Origin of the sequence: Sphingomonas sp. PvP018 (genome assembly GCF_017876865.1) — a bacterium.
Taxonomy (GTDB): Bacteria; Pseudomonadota; Alphaproteobacteria; order Sphingomonadales; family Sphingomonadaceae; genus Sphingomonas; species Sphingomonas aerolata.
In genome coordinates this window covers 3920276-3941334 of record NZ_JAGIOU010000001.1, presented here as the reverse complement: position 1 = coordinate 3941334, position 21059 = coordinate 3920276, and the positions used below count along the sequence as shown (strand labels likewise).

17 protein-coding genes are annotated in these 21059 nt (G+C 69.4%); 4 read left to right on the top strand and 13 right to left on the bottom strand.

Features of this window, described 5'->3' with window-relative positions:
- Positions 1 to 28 precede the first annotated feature (28 nt).
- From bchZ to J3A66_RS17720, 5 genes are all read right to left on the bottom strand, one after another.
- Positions 29 to 1474: a chlorophyllide a reductase subunit Z gene (bchZ, locus tag J3A66_RS17740; RefSeq protein ID WP_209570262.1), complete on the bottom strand. Its 1446-nt coding sequence runs from the start codon at positions 1472 to 1474 to the stop codon at positions 29 to 31.
- Entirely contained in the window at positions 1471 to 2973 is a 1503-nt protein-coding gene (gene bchY, locus J3A66_RS17735) for a chlorophyllide a reductase subunit Y (protein WP_209570261.1), read from the bottom strand. The genes bchZ and bchY overlap by 4 nt, the downstream gene beginning before the upstream one ends.
- Positions 2974 to 3064: 91 nt before the next feature.
- The gene (locus tag J3A66_RS17730) at positions 3065 to 4048 is read right to left on the bottom strand and encodes a chlorophyllide a reductase iron protein subunit X (protein WP_031439810.1); all 984 of its coding nucleotides are present in this window, start codon (positions 4046 to 4048) and stop codon (positions 3065 to 3067) included.
- Positions 4045 to 4971: a chlorophyll synthesis pathway protein BchC gene (gene bchC, locus J3A66_RS17725; protein WP_031439809.1), complete on the bottom strand. Its 927-nt coding sequence runs from the start codon at positions 4969 to 4971 to the stop codon at positions 4045 to 4047. Before bchC ends, J3A66_RS17730 begins: the two co-directional genes overlap by 4 nt.
- Positions 4972 to 5058: 87 nt before the next feature.
- Positions 5059 to 6183 (bottom strand): methyltransferase, encoded by a 1125-nt coding sequence (locus tag J3A66_RS17720; RefSeq protein ID WP_209570260.1) that lies wholly within the window; start codon positions 6181 to 6183, stop codon positions 5059 to 5061.
- Positions 6184 to 6234: 51 nt separating this feature from the next.
- On the opposite strand from J3A66_RS17720, the gene crtD reads away from it, so the two are divergent.
- Positions 6235 to 7809, top strand: coding sequence for a 1-hydroxycarotenoid 3,4-desaturase CrtD (gene crtD, locus J3A66_RS17715; protein ID WP_348634076.1), 1575 nt, complete (start codon positions 6235 to 6237; stop codon positions 7807 to 7809).
- Positions 7710 to 8642 carry a hydratase gene (locus J3A66_RS17710; protein WP_348634092.1) on the top strand — a complete coding sequence of 311 codons (933 nt, stop codon included), beginning with the start codon at positions 7710 to 7712 and terminating at the stop codon, positions 8640 to 8642. The genes crtD and J3A66_RS17710 overlap by 100 nt, the downstream gene beginning before the upstream one ends.
- Here the strand turns inward: J3A66_RS17710 and J3A66_RS17705 are convergent.
- Genes J3A66_RS17705 through J3A66_RS17690 form a run of 4 tightly spaced genes read right to left on the bottom strand, consistent with a single transcriptional unit; the run spans position 8589 to position 12338 of the window.
- A complete protein-coding gene (locus J3A66_RS17705; protein WP_209570257.1) occupies positions 8589 to 8786 on the bottom strand; it encodes a hypothetical protein in 198 nt (65 codons plus the stop codon). The two genes, J3A66_RS17710 and J3A66_RS17705, sit on opposite strands and share 54 nt — an antisense overlap.
- On the bottom strand, positions 8783 to 9682 hold the full coding sequence (bchO, locus tag J3A66_RS17700) for an alpha/beta fold hydrolase BchO (RefSeq protein WP_209570256.1): 900 nt from the start codon (positions 9680 to 9682) through the stop codon (positions 8783 to 8785). The genes J3A66_RS17705 and bchO overlap by 4 nt, the downstream gene beginning before the upstream one ends.
- On the bottom strand, positions 9679 to 11376 hold the full coding sequence (locus J3A66_RS17695) for a magnesium chelatase subunit D (protein ID WP_348634075.1): 1698 nt from the start codon (positions 11374 to 11376) through the stop codon (positions 9679 to 9681). Before J3A66_RS17695 ends, bchO begins: the two co-directional genes overlap by 4 nt.
- A complete protein-coding gene (locus J3A66_RS17690; RefSeq protein WP_209570255.1) occupies positions 11373 to 12338 on the bottom strand; it encodes an ATP-binding protein in 966 nt (321 codons plus the stop codon). Before J3A66_RS17690 ends, J3A66_RS17695 begins: the two co-directional genes overlap by 4 nt.
- A gap of 47 nt (positions 12339 to 12385) precedes the next feature.
- On the opposite strand from J3A66_RS17690, the gene J3A66_RS17685 reads away from it, so the two are divergent.
- Complete coding sequence (locus tag J3A66_RS17685; RefSeq protein WP_209570254.1) at positions 12386 to 12880, top strand: TspO/MBR family protein; 495 nt, start codon at positions 12386 to 12388, stop codon at positions 12878 to 12880.
- Between the two features lie 37 nt (positions 12881 to 12917).
- The gene (locus tag J3A66_RS17680; protein ID WP_209570253.1) at positions 12918 to 13709 is read left to right on the top strand and encodes a DUF2189 domain-containing protein; all 792 of its coding nucleotides are present in this window, start codon (positions 12918 to 12920) and stop codon (positions 13707 to 13709) included.
- A gap of 47 nt (positions 13710 to 13756) precedes the next feature.
- Here J3A66_RS17680 and J3A66_RS17675 read toward each other — a convergent pair whose 3' ends face one another.
- From J3A66_RS17675 to J3A66_RS17660, 4 genes are all read right to left on the bottom strand, one after another.
- The gene (locus J3A66_RS17675; protein WP_209570252.1) at positions 13757 to 16099 is read right to left on the bottom strand and encodes a GH92 family glycosyl hydrolase; all 2343 of its coding nucleotides are present in this window, start codon (positions 16097 to 16099) and stop codon (positions 13757 to 13759) included.
- A gap of 22 nt (positions 16100 to 16121) precedes the next feature.
- Positions 16122 to 17567, bottom strand: a complete 1446-nt coding sequence (locus J3A66_RS17670; RefSeq protein WP_245336864.1) for a glycoside hydrolase family 125 protein — start codon at positions 17565 to 17567, stop codon at positions 16122 to 16124.
- On the bottom strand, positions 17564 to 19849 hold the full coding sequence (locus tag J3A66_RS17665; protein WP_348634091.1) for a GH92 family glycosyl hydrolase: 2286 nt from the start codon (positions 19847 to 19849) through the stop codon (positions 17564 to 17566). Before J3A66_RS17665 ends, J3A66_RS17670 begins: the two co-directional genes overlap by 4 nt.
- A 68-nt stretch (positions 19850 to 19917) precedes the next feature.
- On the bottom strand, positions 19918 to 21048 hold the full coding sequence (locus tag J3A66_RS17660) for a glycoside hydrolase family 43 protein (RefSeq protein ID WP_348634074.1): 1131 nt from the start codon (positions 21046 to 21048) through the stop codon (positions 19918 to 19920).
- Between the last annotated feature and the right edge of the window lie 11 nt (positions 21049 to 21059).

The following is a 21059-nucleotide window of genomic DNA, read 5'->3' as shown; positions in this document are numbered from 1 at the left end:
GGGCCGGACGGGAAAGGCAGTGCCGGGGTCATCGCCCGCGGCTTTCGGTGATTGCGTGCGCGAGGCGGTCCGTGCCGATCGACGCTTCGCCCGCGCGGCGCGCGCCGCGTTCGGCCGCGTCGCGGATGCGCTTGGCGGCGGAGATCCGCACCAGCACCGGTTCGCGCTCGATCACCGCGTCGAGCGCGGCCTTGGCATCGTCGTCCCAGGCCACGTCGCGCTCGATCCGCGCCGGCGTCGCCTCGACCTGATCGAGCTGCCCCGCGAGCGGAAGGATGTGGAAAAGCGCGTCGAACAGCGCGTTGCACACTTCCTGGATCAGATAGGTCGCGCCGGCATAGCCCATGAACGGCGTACCGGTGTGCCGGCGGATCACCGCGCCGGGGAAGCTCGCCGGGATATAGACGCCCCGCGCGCCGGCCTCGGCCATGTACATCCGCTCGTTGAAGCTGCCGAACACGATCAGCGGCGGATTCGTGCGGATCGCGTCGATCACCGCCTGATTGTCGGGCTTGCCCCCCGCCGAGCGCGCGAACGCGAAATGGCACGGCAGTCCCATGTCGGTTTCGAGGAAGTTGCGAATACCCCGCGCATAGGTTTCGGTCGCGACGATGCCGAAGCTCGCGGTGCCGAAGAAATCCTGCGTGACCGAGCGCCAGAGATCCCAGAGCGGCTTGATCGTCGTGTGCTTCTCGCGCGCGATGAACGGCTCGGGATCGAGCCCGAGCAACTCGCCGAGTTTGCGGAGGAACAGCGTCGTGCTCTCCAGCCCGATCGGCGCCTGCAGATACGGGCGCTCGAGCATCTCGCACAGCCCGCGTCCGAACTCGCGGTACAGGCAGACATTGACCTGTGCGTCGGCGAGCTTGCGGACATCGGCGAGATGGCTGCCGAGCGGGAAGACCATGCCCACAGTCGCGCCGATCCCCTCGATCAGGCGGCGGATCTCGGCGAGATCGGAGGGCATGTTGAAGCTGCCGTACATCGGCCCGATGATGTTGACCCTGGGGCGCTCGCCGTCCTTGAGCGGACGCGGCGCGGGCACTTTCTTCGGGCCGAACTGCGTCCACAGCCAGGTCAACGCGCGGTCGCCCGACTGCCATTGATCCTCGTCGATCGTGCGCGGCAGGAAGCGCTGGATGTTGGTGCCCTCGGGCGTGACGCCGCCGCCGATCATCTCGGCGATCGACCCTGTCACCACCACCGCGGGCAGGTCCGGGTCGAGCGTCGCCCAGGCGCGCTTCATCGCGCCTTCGGTGCCGTCGCGCCCGAGCTCCTGTTCGCCAAGGCCCGTGACGACGATCGGCAGTTCGTGCGGCGGCAGCGCGTCTGTATAATGGAGCACCGAGGTGACCGGGAGATTCTCGCACCCCACCGGCCCGTCGATGATCACCTGCAATCCCTTGATCGCGGTGAAGGCATAGACCGCCCCCCAATAGCCGCCCGCGCGGTCATGATCGAGGATGAGGGTCATACCCCGACGCTTTCTTCGGCCTTCGCCGCAGCGATGCGTTTGGCGGCGTATTTCGCCTTGAATTCGGGCCGGTCGACCGGCGTGTCTTCCCACACACCTGCGGTCGCGCCCGTGCCGACACCGTCGAAGAACGCGGTCATCCGGTCGAACCGCGCCTGGTTGGCAAGCGCCGCGTTGACGACCAGCGCAAGGCTCCCCGCCCCCGCCGGCCCCATCAGCGGCCGCGCCGAGATAAGGTTGGTGAAATACAGCGCCGGGATCGCCTTCTGCTTGGCGTGCTGCACCACCGGCGTGGTGCCGATCGCGAGATCGGGGCCGAACGCGTCGACCGCGGCAAGATCCTGTTCGAGGCTGGCGCGATACTGGACCTGCACGCCGCGGCTCACCAGCCAGTCGCGATCGGGTTCGGACCAGGGCGTGCGCGGGCAGGCGGTGCCGACATAGGGCACGTCCGCGCCGCTTTCGATCAGCAGCCGCGCGACGAGCAGTTCGGAGCCTTCATAGCCCGACACGGTGATCCGCCCGGCGATCGGCCGCGCGGCGAGTGCGCCCTGGATCGCGGGGAGGAAGCGGTTCTTCGCGGCATCGACCTTGTCCTGCGCGATCCCGCACGCCGCGCCGATCGCGTCGAGCCACGCCGCGGTGCCGTCCGCGCCGACCGGCGCCGAGCCGACCACCGTCCGCCCCGCTGCCTCAAATTCGCGCACGCTGGCGGTGTAGAAGGGGTGTATTGCGGCCACCACCGCGCAATCGAGCGCCGCATAGAGCTCGCGCCATTCGCGGATCGGGACGACCGGGCCGGCCGCAAGCCCCAGCGGTTCGAGCAATAGCCCGATTCCTGGCGGGTCAGCGGGGAACATCTCGCCAAGGAGAGTCACGCTCGGCCGGTCCGGTCGTTGCTTTGGCGCGGCGACGGGGCCGCTCTCGGCCTCCTTGCGCGCATAGGCGAGCATCGCCCCCGCCAGCACGTCCTTCGCCTCGGCATGCGTCGGCACGCCGAAACCGGGAACGTCGATCCCGATGATCCGCACGCCATTGATCTGGTCGGGGAGCAATTGCAGCGGCACGCCCGACGCGGTCGGCACGCAGAGATTGGTCACGATGATCGTGTCGTACAAAGCCGGATCGGCGAGCTGGTGGACCGCGTCGCGGATGTCCTCGAACAATTTGCCGGTCACCAGCGTCTCGGACGAGAAGGGCACATAGCCGACGCTGCGTTTCGCACCGTAGAAATGCGAGGTGAAGGTCAGGCCGTAGACGCAGCACGCCGAACCCGAGAGGACGGTCGCGGTGCGGCGCATGCGAAGGCCAACGCGGAGCGATCCGAAGGCTGGGCACATGGATTGCGGCTGGTCGTGCGGGCCTTTTGGGTAGTCGGCGTCGTAGCGCGCGAGGATGTCGGATTTTCCCGCGAGCTCTGCGGCTTCGCGCAGGGTAGTGCCGCTGGCGCAACTGCTCCCCTCCCCTTCAGGGGAGGGGCTGGGGGTGGGGACGTTCATAATTACGTCCCGCACTCGGTCGGGCACGGCCCCACCCCCAACCCCTCCCCTGAAGGGGAGGGGCTTCGAAGCAGAAGGATCAAGGCCCAGCTCAGACGGCATCGTACACGACCTCGAGCGTCGGCTTGGCCACATAGGCCACCCCGCGCATGTCCGCCTGGCTCGCAGGCTTCAGCGCATAATCCGCGCCCGTCACATCCGCCGAGAACAGCCCGAGCAACCCGTCCTGGTCGAGCGGTGTCGGACGCAGCGGCGGGGCTTCGGCGACATTGACCGCAAGCTCCTCGAACAGGCTCGCCCATTGCCCGCCGGGCTTGCCGATGATCTGGTAGTTCGCGCTCTTCTTGCGGATGTCCTCGTTCGCGGGGATCGCGGTCAGCACCGGGATGCCGACCGCGGCGGCGAACGCCTGCGCCTCGCCCGTGCCGTCGTCCTTGTTGAGGATCATCCCCGCGACGCCGACATTGCCGCCCATCTTGCGGAAATATTCGACCGCCTTGCAGACGTTGTTCGCGACATAGAGCGACTGCAGGTCGTTCGACGCGACGACGATCACCTTCTGGCACATGTCGCGCGCGATCGGCAGGCCGAAGCCGCCGCACACCACGTCGCCCAGGAAGTCGAGCAGGACATAGTCGAAGCCCCATTCGTGGAACCCGAGTTTCTCGAGCGTCTCGAACCCGTGGATGATCCCGCGCCCGCCGCAGCCGCGCCCGACCTCCGGGCCGCCCAGTTCCATCGCGAACACCCCGTCGCGCTGGAAGCAGACGTCCTCGATCCCGATCTCCTCGCCCGCGAGCTTCTTGCGCGAGCTGGTCTCGATGATCGTCGGGGTCGACTTGCCGCCGAACAGCAGTGAGGTGGTATCGCTCTTGGGATCGCAGCCGATCAGCAGCACGCGCTTGCCCTGCTGCGCCATCATGTAGCTGAGGTTCGCCAGCGCGAACGACTTGCCGCTGCCGCCCTTGCCGTAGATCGCGATGATCTGCGTGTCCTTGGTGACCGGGCCGGTCGGGACCGGATCCGGCTCCTGTTCGGCCTCGCCGCGCAGGGGTCCGGGATCGAACATGCTCATAGCGCTCTCCAGTCGAGGACCATCTTGACGCAATCGGGGTCGGTGAAGGCCTGCGGATAGGCGTCCATCGCCTCGCCGGCCGGTCTGGTGTGGCTGATCAGGCCGTCGAGCTCGAGCAGCCCGGTCTCGATCAGCGCGAGCACCGCGGCGATGTCCGCAGGGGTGAATTCGGCCGCGACCCGCATCCGCGCCTCGCGCAGGAATGCCGGCGGGAAGGCGAAGTACAGCCGATCGTAGAAGCCGGCCAGCACCACCTCGCCGCCCTTGCCGAGCCGCGCGAAGGCGAGGTCGAGGATATCGGCGGTCCCGCTCGCGTCGCAGATCGTGCGATAGTCGCAGCGCTCGTCGTCGGCCGGGTCGATCACGCGGTAGCCGGACCCGATCCGACGCGCCGGCTGGACCTCCCACACCGTCGGCGCACCCGCCCCCGAGGCGACCGCGATCCGCGCGATCAGCTGTCCTAATATGCCGTGACCGACGATCAGGTCGGGCGCGCCGCCGACCGCGATCGCGTGGTGCGCGGTGGCGGCGAGTGCGAGCAGCACGCCGTTGCGCCCGAGAGTCGCATCGATCGGCACCGCGCGCGCACCGGGCAGGATCACGCGCCGGGCTGCCCCTCCGAACAAGCCGCGCGCCTGGCGATAGCAATTGGCGCCGGGGACGAAGACATATTCGCCGATCCGCGCGCGCGCATCGACACCGGCATCGACGATCCGCCCGACCGATTCATATCCCGGGACCAGCGGATAGCCCATACCGGGAAATTCGGGCATCCGACCGCTCCACAGCAGCCGTTCGGTGCCGGTGCTGATCCCGCTCCAGTCGATCTCGACGCACAGATCGGCATCGCCCATCGGCGTGAGCGACAGCGTGCGGAGCGCAAGCCTTTCCGGCGCTTCCAGTATGACCGCCAGTGCGTCCATACGTCCGTTGCCCACCGCTCCGTCCTCCATCAGATCATGGCCGTAATCTGCTCTAGACAGATAAGGTTGTCAACTTGATTGGACACATTATCGTGTCGCGGTGATCACACAGGCGATGAGCGGCAGCGCGGTGCGCCGGGTGCGGACCTGGCCGAAGCCAGCGGCGTGCAGCATCGCGCGGATCTCCGCGACACTGCGCGGTCGCCCGGTGCCCATGGCGAGCAGGTAGAAGCCGAAATACGCATCGCCGGACCGCTCCGCACCGGGCGTCTGCGCCATCGGTTCGGCGATCAGCAAAGTCCCGCCGGGGGGCAGCGCGGCATGGATACGACGCAGCAACGTCAGCGCCACCGCGTCGTCATGATCATGCAGGACGCGCACCAGCGTGATCAGATCATAGCCCTCGGGGAGCGGATCCGCGAGAAAATCGCCGCCGTGCAGCGTCGCGCGCGTCCCCAGCCCCGCCGAGTCGAACCGCCCGCGCGCGCGCTCGGTCACCGCGGGCAGGTCGAACAGCCCGAGACCGGGCGTCGCGAACCGCGCCCCGAGCGCGCAGAGAAACGCCCCCTCGCCACCGCCGACGTCAAGCACGCGACGATGCCGGTCGAACCGATAGGCCGCGAGTGTCTGGCTTGCGACCATCGGTTGCGAGGCCGCCATCAACGTCGAATAGGCAGAGACCGCGGCGGCATCGCCCTGCCCCGCCGACTCGGCATAATGCCAGTGATCCGACACCGCCCCGCCCCCGCCCCCACGCCGCAGCAGCGCGACGGGATCGGCCAGATCGGCATAGAGCAGACGGTGATGCGCGATCATCGCGGTGATCCCAGGATTGCCGAGCAGCGCCGCGCCGTCGCTGCCAAGCGCCCAGTCCGCCCCGCACGGCTCGACGAGCCGCAGCGCCGCCGCCCCGCGCAACAGCCGTTCGGCGCCCGCCACCGGCAGGTCGAGCTGCGCCGCGATCGTCTGCGCGTCCGCCGGGCCGCGGGCCAGCAGTGCCAGCAGCCCGGTTTCGACGCAGGCGGCAAGGATCTGCGAATAGGTGAACCCTGCGACCAGATCGAACAGCGCGCCCGCGCGGCGACGCGCGATCGGCCGGCTGAGCGGAAAGCGCTGCGCCGCGTGCTGGACGCGCGGATCGGCGAGCAGGCGGTTGCGACAGTCCAGCCACCGCTCCCGCACCCGGGCGAAAAGATGATGATACGTTTTCATGTGTCCATATTTGTGGACAGGTGTTAGCATCGCGTCAATTGGAGGATGCCGGTGGCGGATGCGGGCGTGGTGGTGATCGGGGCGGGGGTCGGCGGGCTGGTCAGCGCCGCGCTGCTCGCCGCGCAGGGCCGCACCGTGACGGTCGTCGAGGCGCAGCCCGGCCCGGGCGGCAAGCTGCGCACGATCGCGGTCGACGGCGACGCGATCGATGCGGGGCCGACGGTGTTCACGCTGCGATCGGTCATGGAGGATGTCTTCGCGGCATGCGGCGACACGCTCGACCGGCACGTGACGATGCGCCCCGCCGCGCTGCTCGCCCGCCATGCCTGGGGTCCCGCCCGCCTCGACCTGTTCGCCGATCCCGCCGCGAGCGAGGACGCGATCGGCGCTTTCGCCGGCGCGGCCGATGCCCGCGGCTATCGCGCGTTCCGGGCCGAGGCGAAACGGCTGTTCACCGCGCTCGACCGGCCCTTTCTCCACGCGACACGCCCGGGGCCGCTGACGCTGGGCTGGCGGATGGGCCTGCGCGGCCTTGGCGATTACTGCACGCTGCGCCCCTATACCTCGCTGTGGCACGCGCTCGGCGGCTATTTCGCGGATCCGCGCCTGCGCCAGCTCTTCGCGCGCTATGCGACCTATTGCGGGGCGTCGCCGATGCAGTGCCCGGCGACGCTGATGCTGATCGCGCATGTCGAGGCGAGCGGCGTGTGGCTGATCGACGGCGGCATGTATCGGCTCGCGCTCGCATTGGAGGCGCTTGGCCGGCAGAACGGCGTCCGCTTCCGCTACCGCGCGCCGGTCCGCGCGATCCTCGTGGAGCACGGCCGCGCCGCCGGGGTCATGTTCGAGGATGGCGAGCGCATCGCCGCGTCGGCGGTGATCTGCAACGCCGATCCCGCCGCGATCGCCGTCGGCCGGTTCGGCGCCGCGGTCCGTCACGCGGTCGCCCCCGTCCCCGCCACGCACCGATCGCTCAGCGCGATGGTCTGGACCGGACACGCGCACGCCGCGGGCTTTCCGCTCGCCCGCCACACCGTCTTCTTCTCGGACGACTATCCGGCCGAATTCGCCGCGCTGTCGGCCGGTCGCGCCGCCGCCCGGCCCAGCGTCTATGTCTGTGCGCAGGATCGCAGCGACAGCGGCGACGACGACCGCCGCGGCGCGCCCGCCCCGGCCCGCCCCGAACGCGTGCAGATCATCGTCAACGCGCCGCCCACCGGCGACGGCCCGGACACCAGCCAGGAGGAGATCGCGACATGGACGAGGCGCATGCTGGAGGGCGTTTCGCAGGCGGGACTTTCGCTCGATCTGGCGCCCTCGACCGTCATGACGACGCCGCACGCGTTCGAGGCGCTGTGTCCCTCGACGGGTGGAGCCCTTTATGGACGGGCCTCGCACGGGTGGGCGGCGTCCTTCCGCCGGCAGGGCAGCCGGACACGGATCCCTGGGCTCTATTGCGCGGGCGGGAGCACCCACCCCGGCGCGGGCGTCCCGATGGCGGCGCTTTCCGGCCGGCTAGCCGTCGACTGCCTGCTCAGGGACCACGCTTCGACGTTCGTGTCGATGCCCAGGGCTATGCCTGGTGGTATGTCGACGCGACCAGCGCGGACGGCGCCCATGGGCTGACGATCATCGCCTTCATCGGCAGCGTCTTCTCGCCCTATTACAAGCTCAGCGGCCGCGCGAACCCCGAAAACCACTGCGCGATCAACGTCGCGCTGACCGGCCCGCGCGGCAGCGCCTGGGCGATGACCGAACGTCCCGCGCACCGCGTCGACCGGGGCACCGATCATTTCATGGTGGGCCCGAGCAGCCTCAGCTGGGACGGCGACACGCTGGTGATCGAGATCTGCGAGCGATCCGCGCCGCTGCCCTACCCTGTGCGCGGCACGATCCGCGTCAGCCCCGCGATGATCGGCACCACCGCCTTCGCGCTCGATCCGGGCGGGCGGCATCGCTGGCATCCGGTCGCACCGCGCGCGCAGGTCGAGGTCGCGATGACGCATCCCGGCGTCCGCTGGTCGGGCCCCGGCTATTTCGATTCGAACTTCGGGGACGAACCGCTCGAGGCAGGGTTCGACGACTGGCACTGGTCGCGCGCGCATCTCAAAAGCGACGTCGCGGTGCTGTACGAAGGGCGACGCCGCGACGGCACGCCGTTCGACCTCGCGCTCAAATTCGATGCGCAGGGCCGGTGGCACGACGTCGTCCAGCCCGCCCCGGCGGCCTTGCCCCGGACCGGCTGGCTCATCAAGCGCGCGACGCGGGCCGATGCGGGACATCGCCCCCGCGTGGTGAAGACGTGGATCGATGCCCCCTTCTATGCCCGTTCCGCGCTCGCCACGCGGCTGTTCGGCGAGGAGGTGCGCGCCGTGCACGAAAGCCTCGCGCTCGGCCGCTTTCGATCACCGATCGTCCAGTCGATGCTCCCCTACCGGATGCCCCGCGCCTTCTGGTGACGCGACGTCCGGCGGCGGCGACCGGTCCTTCGCGGTCCGGTCCTTCGCAATCGCCCGATTGACCGAGACGAGCTGCCACACGCAGAAGATGATGACCGGCGCGCCCGCGATCATCAGGTCGAGCAGGCCGAGAATGCCGGTCATATACGGGCCTCCATGAACGGTCGGACGATCGCCGCGACCTGTTCGGGGCGTTCCTCATGCGCGAGATGGCCGAGCCCGTGCAGCGTCTCAAGCCGCCCGTCACCGACCGCCGCCGCCGCCTCGCGCGCGTTCGACAACGGGATCGCCCGGTCGGCGTCGCCATGCACGAGCAGCACCGGCGTCTTCAACCGCGCCAGATCCCGCCGCAATCCGACCAGATCCCAGGCCGCCATCATGCCGATCGCGCCCGCGCACTGCGACGACGTGCCGAGCAATGCCGCATAGCAGGCCACGCCCGCGTCATCGATCCGCGATCCGGTCGACCGGTACAGGAACCGACCCGTCTCGCCCGGGGTGCGGGCGATCCGCGCGAACAGATGCGGCGCGATCGGGTTGACGAACAGCGCGCGCGCCATCGTCGGGAACAGTGTCGCGGCCAACCCCGGAAAGGGCAGCAGCGCCGCACTTAACCCGATGATCGCCGCGGGGGACGCCCTGCCGTCGATCGCCAGCCGCGCCGCGATCGCCGCCCCCGCCGAATGGCCGATGATCACCTGCGGCGTGACCTGCAGCGTGCCGAGCAACGTCGCGACCGCGCCCGCCATTCCCGCGATCGACAGGCCGCCGACCGGGCGGCCGGTGGTGAAGCCATGCCCGGGCAGGTCGACCGCGACGACGTGGTAGTGCTGGCCGAGCAACGGCGCGAGCGTCCGCCAGCTATGCGTCGCCGCGCCGGTGCCGTGGAGCAGCAGGATCGTCGCAGGCGCGTCGCGGGCCTCGGGCGCCTCGGGCGCGAAGGTCTGGACATGCCAGCGCAGGCCGCCGGCCGCGACGAACCGGCTGGTGGCGCGATTGGGCCAGTCGCGTCCCTCGACGCTCCAGCGCGGCGCGCTCATGCGGGCTGCACCGCGCGGACTGCCGCGTGCATCCGCGTCGCATCCGCGCGCGGCAGCGGCAGATAGCGCGCCTGCATCGCCGCGGCGAGCGCCGCCCCGTCCGGTCCCGGCCGTGCGGAGATGTCGAGGAATGCCGCAGCGATTCCCGCACGGCAGAGCGCGGCGGCGGCAGCGCTCGCATCCGCGGCGGCGACGCTGCGCACCGCCCGCCCATCCGCGGCGATGTTCGCGCGCCCGTCGGTCAGCAGGACGACGAACGGCGTCTGGCCGCGCGCGCGTGCCACATCGGCGACGTCGATCGCGGCGCGCAGTCCGGCCGCAAGTGGCGTGCCACCGCCGCCCGGCAGCTCGGCGAGCGACCGCCGCGCGCGTGCCAGCGACCGGGTCGGCGGGAGCAGCACGGTCGCGCCGCTGCCCCGGAACGCGATGAGCGCGACCTGCGCGCGCTGCACATAGGAATCGGCGAGCAGCAGCTCGACCGCGCCCTTCGCCTCCGCGAGCCGCGACAGCGCCGCCGATCCCGACGCGTCGACGACGAAGATCGTGACCGATTCGGCGCGCGTCTCGAACCGGCGGATCCGCAGGTCGTCGCGGCGGACCAGCACCCGCGACGCGGTGTCCGCCGTGCGCCGCAGCCGCTGCCACGGCGCCGCCGCGCGCAGCGTGTCGATCAGGCTCAGGCGCTGCCCCCCGCCCGGTACGCCCGGCCGCACCCCGACGGGCCGACCGCGCGCCGGCGATCGCCGCCGCTCACCCGCACCGCGCGACGCGCGCGTCCGCCCGCGCCGTACGCCCCCCGCCGCGATCTGCGCCAGCACATCCTTCGGCAGCGCCGCGAGCGCGGCGTCCAGCACGACGTCGTCGAGCGGCCGGGTTTTGGCTTCTTGCTGGTCGCGATCCCCCGCGTCCGGCGGCGGCGCGTCAGGCGGCTGCGGCTCGGGCGGCGGCGCATCGTCGGGTTGCTCGGCCGGCAGACGAGTCGCACGCGGCGCAAGCACCAGCCGCGCGGCGAGCATCAGATCCTCGTCGCCGATCGCATCGCGCCCCGCACACCGCGCCGCAGCCCGCGCCGCACGCAACGCGAACAGCGGCGCACGCGCGGTCTCGATCCCGAGCGCGGCCGCCGTCGCGACCAGCGTTGCAAGGACCGCGTCGGGCGTCTGCGGCGTCCCCGCGTCCTCGAACCGAGCATCGCCCTGCATCGCCGCCACGGGCTTCGCGTCGTGCAGGTCGATGCGAAACGCGAGCCGTTCGAGCAGCGCCGCGGGCGGACCTTCGTCGGGACCGTCCCCGTCGTCGAGCGCCACGACCAGGCATCGTCCGTCGCCGCCGCCGTCCATCGCCGCGACGATCCGCCCCGCAACCGCATCGGACAGCCGGTCCGCCATCGCCAGCACCAGCACCCCGCGATCCGCCTCGACGAACAGCCCCGCGCGCTGCACCGCCCGCCCCTGGGCCAGCGTCGCGACCAGATCCAGCCCGCCGAACAGCCGGTCGTCATCGACATGAACCGGCACCCGCCGCAGCGGCGCATCGGGCGGCAGATGCGACCGCAGCGCCGCGATCACCGCATCGCGCAGCTCGCCGCCGCCGCGCAGCGCGATGCCGCCAAGCCCGGGATCGGCAGCACAGAGCCGCGCCGCGATCAGCGCATCGGCCAGCGGATCCGGCGCCCCCGCTGCCCGCCCGGTCACCCCGCCACCTCCTCCAGCGCACGCAGGATCCGCGCGGTCGACCCGGTCTCGTCGAGCACGTTGCGCCGCAACCGGTGGCGCAGCGCCATCGGCGCGATCGTCGCGACATGCGCCTGTGTCACCTCCGACACCGCCTCGAGCGCCGCGAGCGCCCGCGCCGCCCGCATCAGCGTCAGTTCGCCGCGCAACCCGTCAGCCCCCACCGCGATGCACAGCCGCGACGCGAAGGCGAGCACCGCGTCGGGCAGCGCGACCATCGGCAACCCCGCCCGCCCCCGCGCGATCGCCGCCAGCGTCGCGCGCTCGTCGGCCGCCCAGTGCTCGACAAACGCCGCCGGCGACCGTTCGAACGCATCGCAGCGCTTCAGGATCTCGACGCGCTGGTCCAGATCCTGCGGGGTGCGAACCTCGACCGACAGCCCGAACCGGTCGAGCAGCTGCGGCCGCAATTCGCCCTCTTCGGCGTTACCGCTGCCGACCAGCACGAAGCGCGCCGGGTGGCGGACGCTCAGCCCCTCGCGCTCGACGACATTCTCGCCCGACGCGGCGACATCGAGCAGCAGGTCGACGATGTGATCCTCGAGCAGATTGACCTCGTCGATATACAGGAAACCGCCATTGGCCCGCGCGAGCAGCCCCGGCTCGAACGCCTTGATCCCCGCGCCCAGCGCGCGTTCGAGATCGAGCGCGCCGACCACCCGGTCCTCGGTCGCGCCGAGCGGCAGGTCGACGAACGGCACCGGCACCTGCCCGCTGCGCGGCGTTCCGTCCTGATACCCCGCCTGGTCGGCCCGAACCGGCGGCAGCAGCGCGGCGAGCGCGCGCACCGCGGTCGACTTGCCCGTGCCGCGATCGCCGAACACCATCACCCCGCCGATCCGCGCATCGACCGCAGCGATCAGCAGCGCGCGTTTCATCTCGTCCTGACCGACGATCGCCGAAAAGGGGAAAGACACGCGCATGCCAAAGGTGTAACACGCATTGGACACTCGGCAAGATGGACAATGTAATGCTTAACCCGATTGTCGTGAGCGGCAGTGCCGCCATCGCGCTCTGCGTCGTCGGGGGACTGATGACGCCGATCGGCCCCTGGTACCGCACGCTGCGCAAGCCGCGGTTGCAGCCGCCGAACTGGCTGTTCGGTCCCGCCTGGACAATCATCCTCGGCCTGGCCGCCTGGTCCGCGTCGATCGCCTGGACCGCCGCGCCCGACGCCGCGACGCGCGCGGAGGTGGTGACGCTGTTTGCGGTCAACGCGGTCTTCCATCTGCTGTGGAGCCCGCTCTTCTTCCGCGCCCGGCGCCCCGACTGGGCGCTGATCGAGGTCGTGTTTCTCTGGGCGTCGCTGGTCGCGCTGGTCGTCGGGCTGTGGCCCCTCGACCGCTTCGCGAGCCTGTTGATCACGCCCTATCTCTTGTGGGTCAGCTTTGCGGCCTGGCTCAACTGGGCGATCGTGCGGCTGAACCGGCCGTTCGGTCACGCCGCCCAACGATACCCCGCATGACGAGGATATACGCCACCCCCTGAACGGAGAGCAGATCATGGCCACCCATCCGCACAGCTTCATCGCGCCAGCACCCGCCATCCCCGAGATCCGCGAGATCGGCACCGCCGACCTGCGCTGGGCCCTCGCCGAGGGGTGGAAGGATTTTCTCGCCAAGCGCGGCGACCTGATCGTGATCGGCCTGCTCTACCCGATCGTCTGCCTCGTCGCCGCGGTGGTGACGTACAACGCGCCGCTGCTCCCGCTGTTCTTCCCGCTGGTCGCAGGGCTCTCGATCCTCGGCCCCGCCGCCGCCTCGGGCTTCTACGAACTCGCGCGCCGCCGCGAAGAGGGGCGCGACTCGAGCTGGTGGCATTTCCTCGATCCGCTCAACGGGCGCAGCCGCCTGCCGCTCGCGATCCTCACCGCCGGGCTCGCCGCGCTGATGGTCGGATGGCTGGCAACGGCCTATGCGGTCTATGACCTGACGTTCGGTGCGACCGCACCGCTGCGGATCGGCGACGTCGCGGGCCGGCTGTTCACCACGCAGGAGGGGTGGACGCTGATCCTGCTCGGCAATCTGGCAGGCGCACCCTTCGCGATCGTCACGCTGGTCTTCGCGCTGGTCGCGTTCCCGATGGTCGTCGATCAGCCGGTCGATGCGGGCCTCGCGCTGCGCACCTCGCTCGCGGCGGCGCGGCGCAACCCGCGCGCGGTGTTCGGCTGGGGTGCGCGCGTCGCCGGGCTGCTGGTCCTCGGGCTGATCCCGCTCGCGATCGGGCTGGCGGTGGTGCTGCCCTGGCTCGGCTATGCGACCTGGCACCTCTATACGCGTCTGGTCGTCCGCTGACGCACCCCCGCGCCGCGCCCGGTTCACTTGGCGCGGCGCGGTCGCCTTCAAGCCCGCGTCGGGCGCGGTCCGGGGTGGTACGACGGCGGACGATCCGCCTTGGCGGTGCCGAAGCGTGACGGCTTGTCCCCCATCACGAAGGCGAGCTCGCCGCCCCGGGCAAGATCCGCATGCCCGATCCAGTTCTTCGTCCAGGGCTTGCCGTTCCACCGCACCGACTGGACATAGGGCGCCTGCGGACCATTGCCCGACGCGGTGATCCTGAGCGTCTTGCCGCCGCCCAGCGCAACCTCCGCGGCATCGAACAACGGCGAGCCGAACACATAGACCGCGCTGACCGGATCGACCGGGTAGAGGCCGAGCGCGGAGAAGATGAACCACGCGCTCGTCTGCCCGCAATCGTCATTGCCGATCACGCCGTCGGGATCGGCCTTGTACATCTCGGTGCACAGGCGCCGGACCATCGCCTGCGTCTTCCACGGCGCACCGGCATAGGCATACATGTACGCGGCATGCTGGTCGGGTTCGTTGCCATGCGCATATTGGCCGACCAGCCCCGAAATGTCGGGCGGCGCGTTCTTGGGCAGGGTCGACGGCGCCGCGAACAGCGCTTCGAGCTTCTTCACGAACCCGGCATCGCCGCCGAACAGGTCGATCAACCCATAGATGTCGTGCTGGTTGAGGAACGTCGCCTGCCAGCCATTCGCCTCGGTATAATCGCGGTGCTTGTCGGGGTTGTGGCCAAGCTGGATCGGATCATAGTCCGCCCACCATGTCCCGTCCGCAAAGCGCGGCCGCGCGAAGCCGATCTTCGGATCGATGACGTTGCGGTAGTTGAGGCTGCGCTTGCGCAACGCCTGCGCGTCGGCGGAGGCGCCCGCCGCGTCCGCGAGCACCGCCATCGCCCAGTCGTCATACGCATATTCCTGAGTCCGGCTGACCGATTCCCAGACCTTGTCGGCGGGGATGTAGCCGAGGTCGTAATAATAGCCGCGGCCCAGCGTGCTCTCCAGATCGGGGAAGCTGCGGTCGAACGCGCGGCGCCGGATCTGCGGCCACGCGGCGGCATAATCGGCCTTAACGCCCTTCACGCACGCCTCGGCCAGCACCGACACCGAATGCCAGCCGATCATGCAGGCGGTTTCGACACCCTGGAGCGGCCAGACCGGCGAGCCCGCCGGGCTCTGGATCGTCTGGCGGACCAGATCGCGCGTGAACTGCGCGGCCTTGTCGGGCTGGACCAGATTGAGCAGCGGGTGCAGCGCGCGATACGTGTCCCACAGCGAATAGGTGCTGTACGCGGTGTCGCCCGCCGCCGCTGTGTGCACGTTGCGGTCGAGCCCGACATAGCGGCCATCACGGTCGGTGAAGAGAGTCGGCGACAGGAACGTATGATACAGTGCGCTCGCCATGATCGTGCGCTGATCGGACGTGCCGCCCTCGACACGGATACAGTCGAGCTGCGTCTGCCAGGTCCGCGCCGCCGACCGGCGCACGCTGTCGAACTGCCAGCCCGGGGCCTCGCCCGCCAGCGCGGCCTTGGCACCCGCGACGTCGACCGCGGAGATGCCCGTCTTGATCAGGATCGGTTCGCCGCCCGCCTGGTCGAAGAACAACGCGACCTTCAGCCGGTTGCCGGTGATCGCCTTCGCGCCCGCGGGTGCCGGTGTGTCGTCGTCGCCGAAGAACTCGACACGGTCGGGGCGGCGCGACAGCTGCATCGCGAAATGGATCCGCCGACCCTTCGCCCAGCGGTGGACGCGGCGGCTGCCGGTCAGCATGCCGTCGGGCGACAGCGCCAGCGACGCCTCGTCGATCAGCACACCCTTGTCCCAGACGTCGAGGATCATGTGCGCGAAGTCGATCAGGATGTGCCCCGCGCCTTGCGGGAAGGTGTAGCGGTGATGCCCCGTCCGCTCGGTCACGGTCAGCTCGGCAAGCACACCCGATTCGAGCTTCACACGGTAATAGCCGGGCTCTGCCAGTTCGTCGGAGAAGCGCTGGCGATAGCCGTCCTGCGGCTTGTCGAGCGCACCGGGTTTCAGCTTGAGCGGCCCGCGCGTCGGCACGACGAGCACGTCGAGCATGTCGCCGATCCCCGTCCCCGACAGATGCGTGTGGCTGAACCCCATGATCGAGCCGTCATCCTGGTGATAGCCCGAGCACGCGTCCCAGCGGCTGTTGTCGGTGTCGGGGCCGAGCTGGACCATCCCGAACGGCAGCGATGGCCCGGGATAGGTGTGGCCGTGACCACCCGTGCCGATGAACAGATCGGGCTTGCCCGCGGTCGGGCGCTGGCCCTGCGCGGTGGCAGCGGCGGCGGGCAGCACGCCCGCAAGGCCGGCAAGCCCGGTGGTGGCAAGCACCTGGCGGCGGTTGGCGGTGGTCATGTGTCTCTCCCGTGGGTCCATGTCAGTAGCGCGCGGCGAGCAAGCCGGGCTTGCGGCGCTCGAGGTCGAGGATCAGCTCGCCGAACAGCCCGTTCGCCCAGGCGAACCAGCTGCGCGTGAATTTCGTCGGATCATCCTTGTGAAAGGATTCGTGCATGAAGCCCGTGCCGCCATGCGTCGTCTTCAGCCATGTCAGGCACTGGCGGATGACGGCATCGTCATCGCTGTTCATCGCATGCGTGACGATCGACATCGGCCAGATCATGTCGAGGCCGATATGTGGCCCACCGATCCCCTGCGCGGCCTTGCCCGCAAAGAAATAGGGGTTGCGATCGCTCCAGGCGAGCGCGGCGGTGCGGCGGAACAGCGGGTCGGCGCGGTCCGCCGCGCCGAGCAGCGGCAGGCCCGACAGGCTCGGCACATTGGCGTCGTCCATGAAGATCGCATTGCCGAAGCCGTCGACCTCATAGGCCCAGACCTCGCCGCCCTGCCCGTCGGGCATCCGGCCATGCGCGCGCAGCGCCACCTCGACCTCGGTCGCGAGCGCCTCGCTGTCCGCCGCGCCCGCCGTGTCGCCGCGCGCCTCGCGCTGGACCGTCGCCAGCATGCGCAGCGCCGACACCGCGAATAGGTTTGACGGGATCAGAAAGGGGTAGAGGCACGCATCGTCCGACGGGCGGAACATCGAATGGATCAGCCCGACCTTGCGCGTCGGGGCGCCATAGCCTTCGAACATCAGCGTCTCGGTCGGCGAGACGTTCAGCCGCTGGAAATGATACGGGCCCTTGCCGTCCTTGCGCTGCTGTTCGCGGAAGGTCGCGACCGCGCGGACCATCGCCTGCGCCCACAGGTCGTCGAACGGCGTCTTGTCGCGCGTCGCGGTCCAGTAGCCGTGCGCGAGCCGCATCGGGTAGCAGAGCGAGTCGATCTCCCATTTCCGCTCGGCGACGCCGGGTTTCATCTCGGTCTGGTCGGTCCGCGCGCCCAGGTTCGATTTTGCGGTCGGGTCGTCCATGAATGCGTTGGCATAGGGGTCGATCAGGATGCAGCGCGCCTGCCGTGCGATCAGCCCGACAAAGACGCGGCGCAGACCTGCGTCCTTGGGCGCGAGATGGACATAGGTCTGCATCTGCGCCGAGCTGTCGCGCAGCCACAGCGCCTCGATATCGCCGGTGATGACGAACGCGTCGGGCTTGCCGTCGACCATGCCCAGCCGGACCGTGGTGTCGAGCGTGTTGGGGTAGCAATTCTCGAACAGCCAGGCGAGCTCGGGGTCGGCGATCTTCGCCTTCACCCGCACGATCTCGGCCTCGACCGCGGCGCTGACGAAACGACGCTCGCCACGCGGCGGTCGCCTGCTCGCCAGCGGCGCGGCGACCGCCCCACCGGGCAGCGCGGTCGTCAGTGCGAGCGCCGCCGCGCCGGTCATGACGTCGCGGCGGCGGGGGGTGAAGCGCGCGCCGCTCATGGCTTGGCCACCGGCGCGCTCATCGAGAAGGGCGCAGCACTGCTCGCCGCCCCCCATTTGCGGTTCGGCGTCGCCCCCATCACGAAACGCAACGTGCCCCCCTTCTGCAGCGCCTCGCGCGTCAGCCAGGGCTTGTCGTGCGCCGTGCCGTTGAAGCTCGCCGACTGGATATAGACATTGCCCGGCCCGTTGTTCGCCGCCTCGATCGTCAGCCTCTTGCCCCCCGGCATCGTCAGTTTGACGCTGCGAAACAGGGGGCTGCCGACCGCATATTGGCCGACCGCGGGCGTGACCGGATAGAAGCCGAGCGCGGAGAACACGTACCAGGCCGAGGTCTGGCCGTTATCCTCGTCACCCGGATAGCCGTCGGGCGTCGGCGCGTAGAGCTTCTTCATCACGTCGCGGACATGATATTGCGTCTTCCACGGCGCCCCCGCCCAGTCATAGAGATAGGGCATGTGCTGGATCGGCTGGTTGCCATGCGCATATTGGCCCATGTCGACGATCTGCATCTCGCGGATCTCGTGGATCGTCTGCCCGTAATAGCTGTCGTCGAAGATCGGCGGCGTGGTGAACACCGAATCGAGCCGCTTCACGAACGCGTCCTTGCCCCCCATCAGGTCGGCGAGCCCCTGCACGTCCTGCATCACCGACCAGCTGTAATGCAGCGCATTGCCCTCGGTGAACGCGTCGCCCCATTTATACGGGTTGAAGGGGGTCGACCAACTACCGTCCTGGTTGCGCCCGCGCATCCACCCGCTCTGCGTGTCGTAGAGCTTGCGGTAATTCTGCGCCCGCGCGGCATAGAGCTTGGCATCCTCGGTCTTGCCGAGCGCACTCGCCAGCCGCGAGATCGAGAAATCGGCGGTCGCATATTCAAGGCTGCGCGCGGCATTCTCGTTGATGCCGACGTCATAGGGCACATAGCCCAGCCGGTTGTAATATTCGACGCCCTCGCGCCCGACCGCGCCGACGACCTCGCCCTTCTTGTCGACCGGACGCCCTTGCGAGGTGGTCGCGTTCTTGACCATCGCCTCGTACAGCGTCTCGACGTCGAACCCGCGCACGCCGTTCAGATACGCATCGGCGATCAGGTTCGCCGAGTTCGACCCGATCATCACGTCACGGTGGCCGGGGCTCGCCCATTCGGGCAGCCAGCCGGACTCCTTGTAGGTGTTGACCAGCCCCTGCATGATCTCGCTGTCGCGCTCGGGATACATCAGCGCGAAGAACGGGAAGACCGCGCGCCACGTGTCCCAGAAGCCGTTGTCGGTATAGAGAAAGCCCGGATGCACCTTGCCGTCATAGGGACTGTAATGGACCGTCTGACCCTTGGCATCGACCTCGTGGAACATGCGCGGGAACTGCAGCATGCGGTACAGCGCGGAGTAGAAGGTGCGCCGGTTGTCGATGTCGGGATCGCTCACCTCGATCCGGTCGAACTCGCGCTGCCAGACCGCCTTTGCCTTGGCCTTGGTCTGCTCGAAGCCATCGCCGCCGATCTCGCCGCGCAAATTGCGCTCGGCCTGGTCGAGGCTGATGAACGACGACGCGACCTTGACGCCGACCTGCTCGCCCTTGCGCGTCTTGAAGCTGACGACCGCGCCGACATGATCGCCCTCGCGCACCGGCGTCGCGGCAATCTGGCCATTATCGTCCCAGGTCCGACTGACAGTGAAGGCGTGGTCGAATTCGGCGACGAAGTAATTGTGGAAATTGCCGGGCACGCCGCCGTGATTGTTGCGGACATAGCCGGTGATCCGGCGCCTGGCCGTGTCGACCGACACCATCGATCCGCCCGCATAGCCGTCGAGGATGATGTGCGCGTCGTCGCTTTCGGGGAAGGTGAAGCGGAACTGCGCGGCGCGGTTGGTCGGTGCGACCTCCGCGGTCACGTCGTAATCGGCGAGATAGACCTTGTAGCTATAGGGCCGGCTCTCCTCCGCCTTGTGGCTGTACCACGAGGCGCGTTCGTCCGCCTTGACCTTCAGCGCGCCGGTCGTCGCCATCAGCGCGAACGCGGCATAATCGTTCATCCACGGGCTGGGCTGGTGCGTCTGCTTGATGCCGTTGATCTTGTTGCCGTCATAGGTGTAGCCCCAGCCGCTGCCGGGCTTGCCCGTCACCGGCGTCCAGAAGTTCATCCCCCACGGCACCGCGACCGCGGGATAGGTGTTGCCGTACGACAGCGTATAGTCGGAATCGGTGCCCATCAGCGGGTTGACGAGGTCGACCGACGGCTGCGCCTCGGCGCTGGCCGCAGCCTGTGCCGACAGCGGCACCGGTGCGACGAGCGCGATCGACGCGACCGCCGCCACCGTGCCGCGCAATGCGGCGATTACCCTGTGTCTCACATCGCTCTCCCAGATGAATGTTCGTCACGCCCTTCGGCGGTTGACCCGGCACGGATCGGCCGCGGCGCGACGCCTGTATCGGTCATGACGACGGGCTCGATCGAGCCGTCGGCGGCAAAGACCATGCGGTCGACCGCGATCTGCCGGTGTTCGCCGCGATCGGTGTCGAGCGGCCGCCGGTGATAGGCGATGTACCAGTCGTCGGTGCCGGGCACGTTGACGACCGAATGATGCCCCGCGCCGCGCGCGATGCGCAGGTCCTGCGACAGGATCTTGCCCTTCGGCGTGAACGGCCCGGTCGGGCTCGGCGCAGTCGCATAGGCGACGCTATAGTCCGGCCCGGTCCACCCGCCCTCCGACCACATCAGATAATAGACCCCGCGACGTTCGATCATGAACGACCCCTCGACATAGCCGGGGGGCGTGATCTCCTTGAACATCGTCCCGTCGGGAAACGGCAGGACGCGCTTGAGGTCCGGGCTGAGCCGGACGACGTTGCAATGCTTCCACCCGCCATAGAAGAGATAGACCTGCCCGTCGCGATCCCGAAACGCGAACGGGTCGATCGGCTGCGCACCATTGTGGAACGCGCCGACCAGCGGCTTGCCCAACGCATCCCTGAACGGACCGCCCGGCGTCGCGCTGACCGCGAGACCGATCCCGCCGAGCTCGCCATCGCTCTGGATGTCGTTCGCGCTGAAGAACATGTAATAGCGCCCGTTCGCCTGGAGCACCGACGGCGCCCAGATCGCATAGGCGGCCCAGCCCGCATCCTGCACGTCGAACACGCGGCGATGCTTTGTCCAGTGCACCAGGTCGGGCGACGAAAACGCGTCGAAGAAGGTCTGCATGCCATAGGACGGGCGGACCGTCTTGCGCAGTCGGGCGGCCTTTTGCGCGGGCGTGAAGCGGCTCGGCGCTACGGGCTTTCCGGCATGGTCGGAATAGGTCGGGTAGATCCAGTATTGCCCCGCGAACACGCGGATCTCGGGATCGGCATACCAGCCCGGCACGATCGGGTTGGACGCGGTCGCCGCTCCGCAGGCGAGCAGCCCCGCCAGCGTCAGGGCCCGGCGCAGGACGCGGGGATATCTATCAAAAAAACGGTGGCTCCGCGAAGGAGCCACCAGGGGAGAGG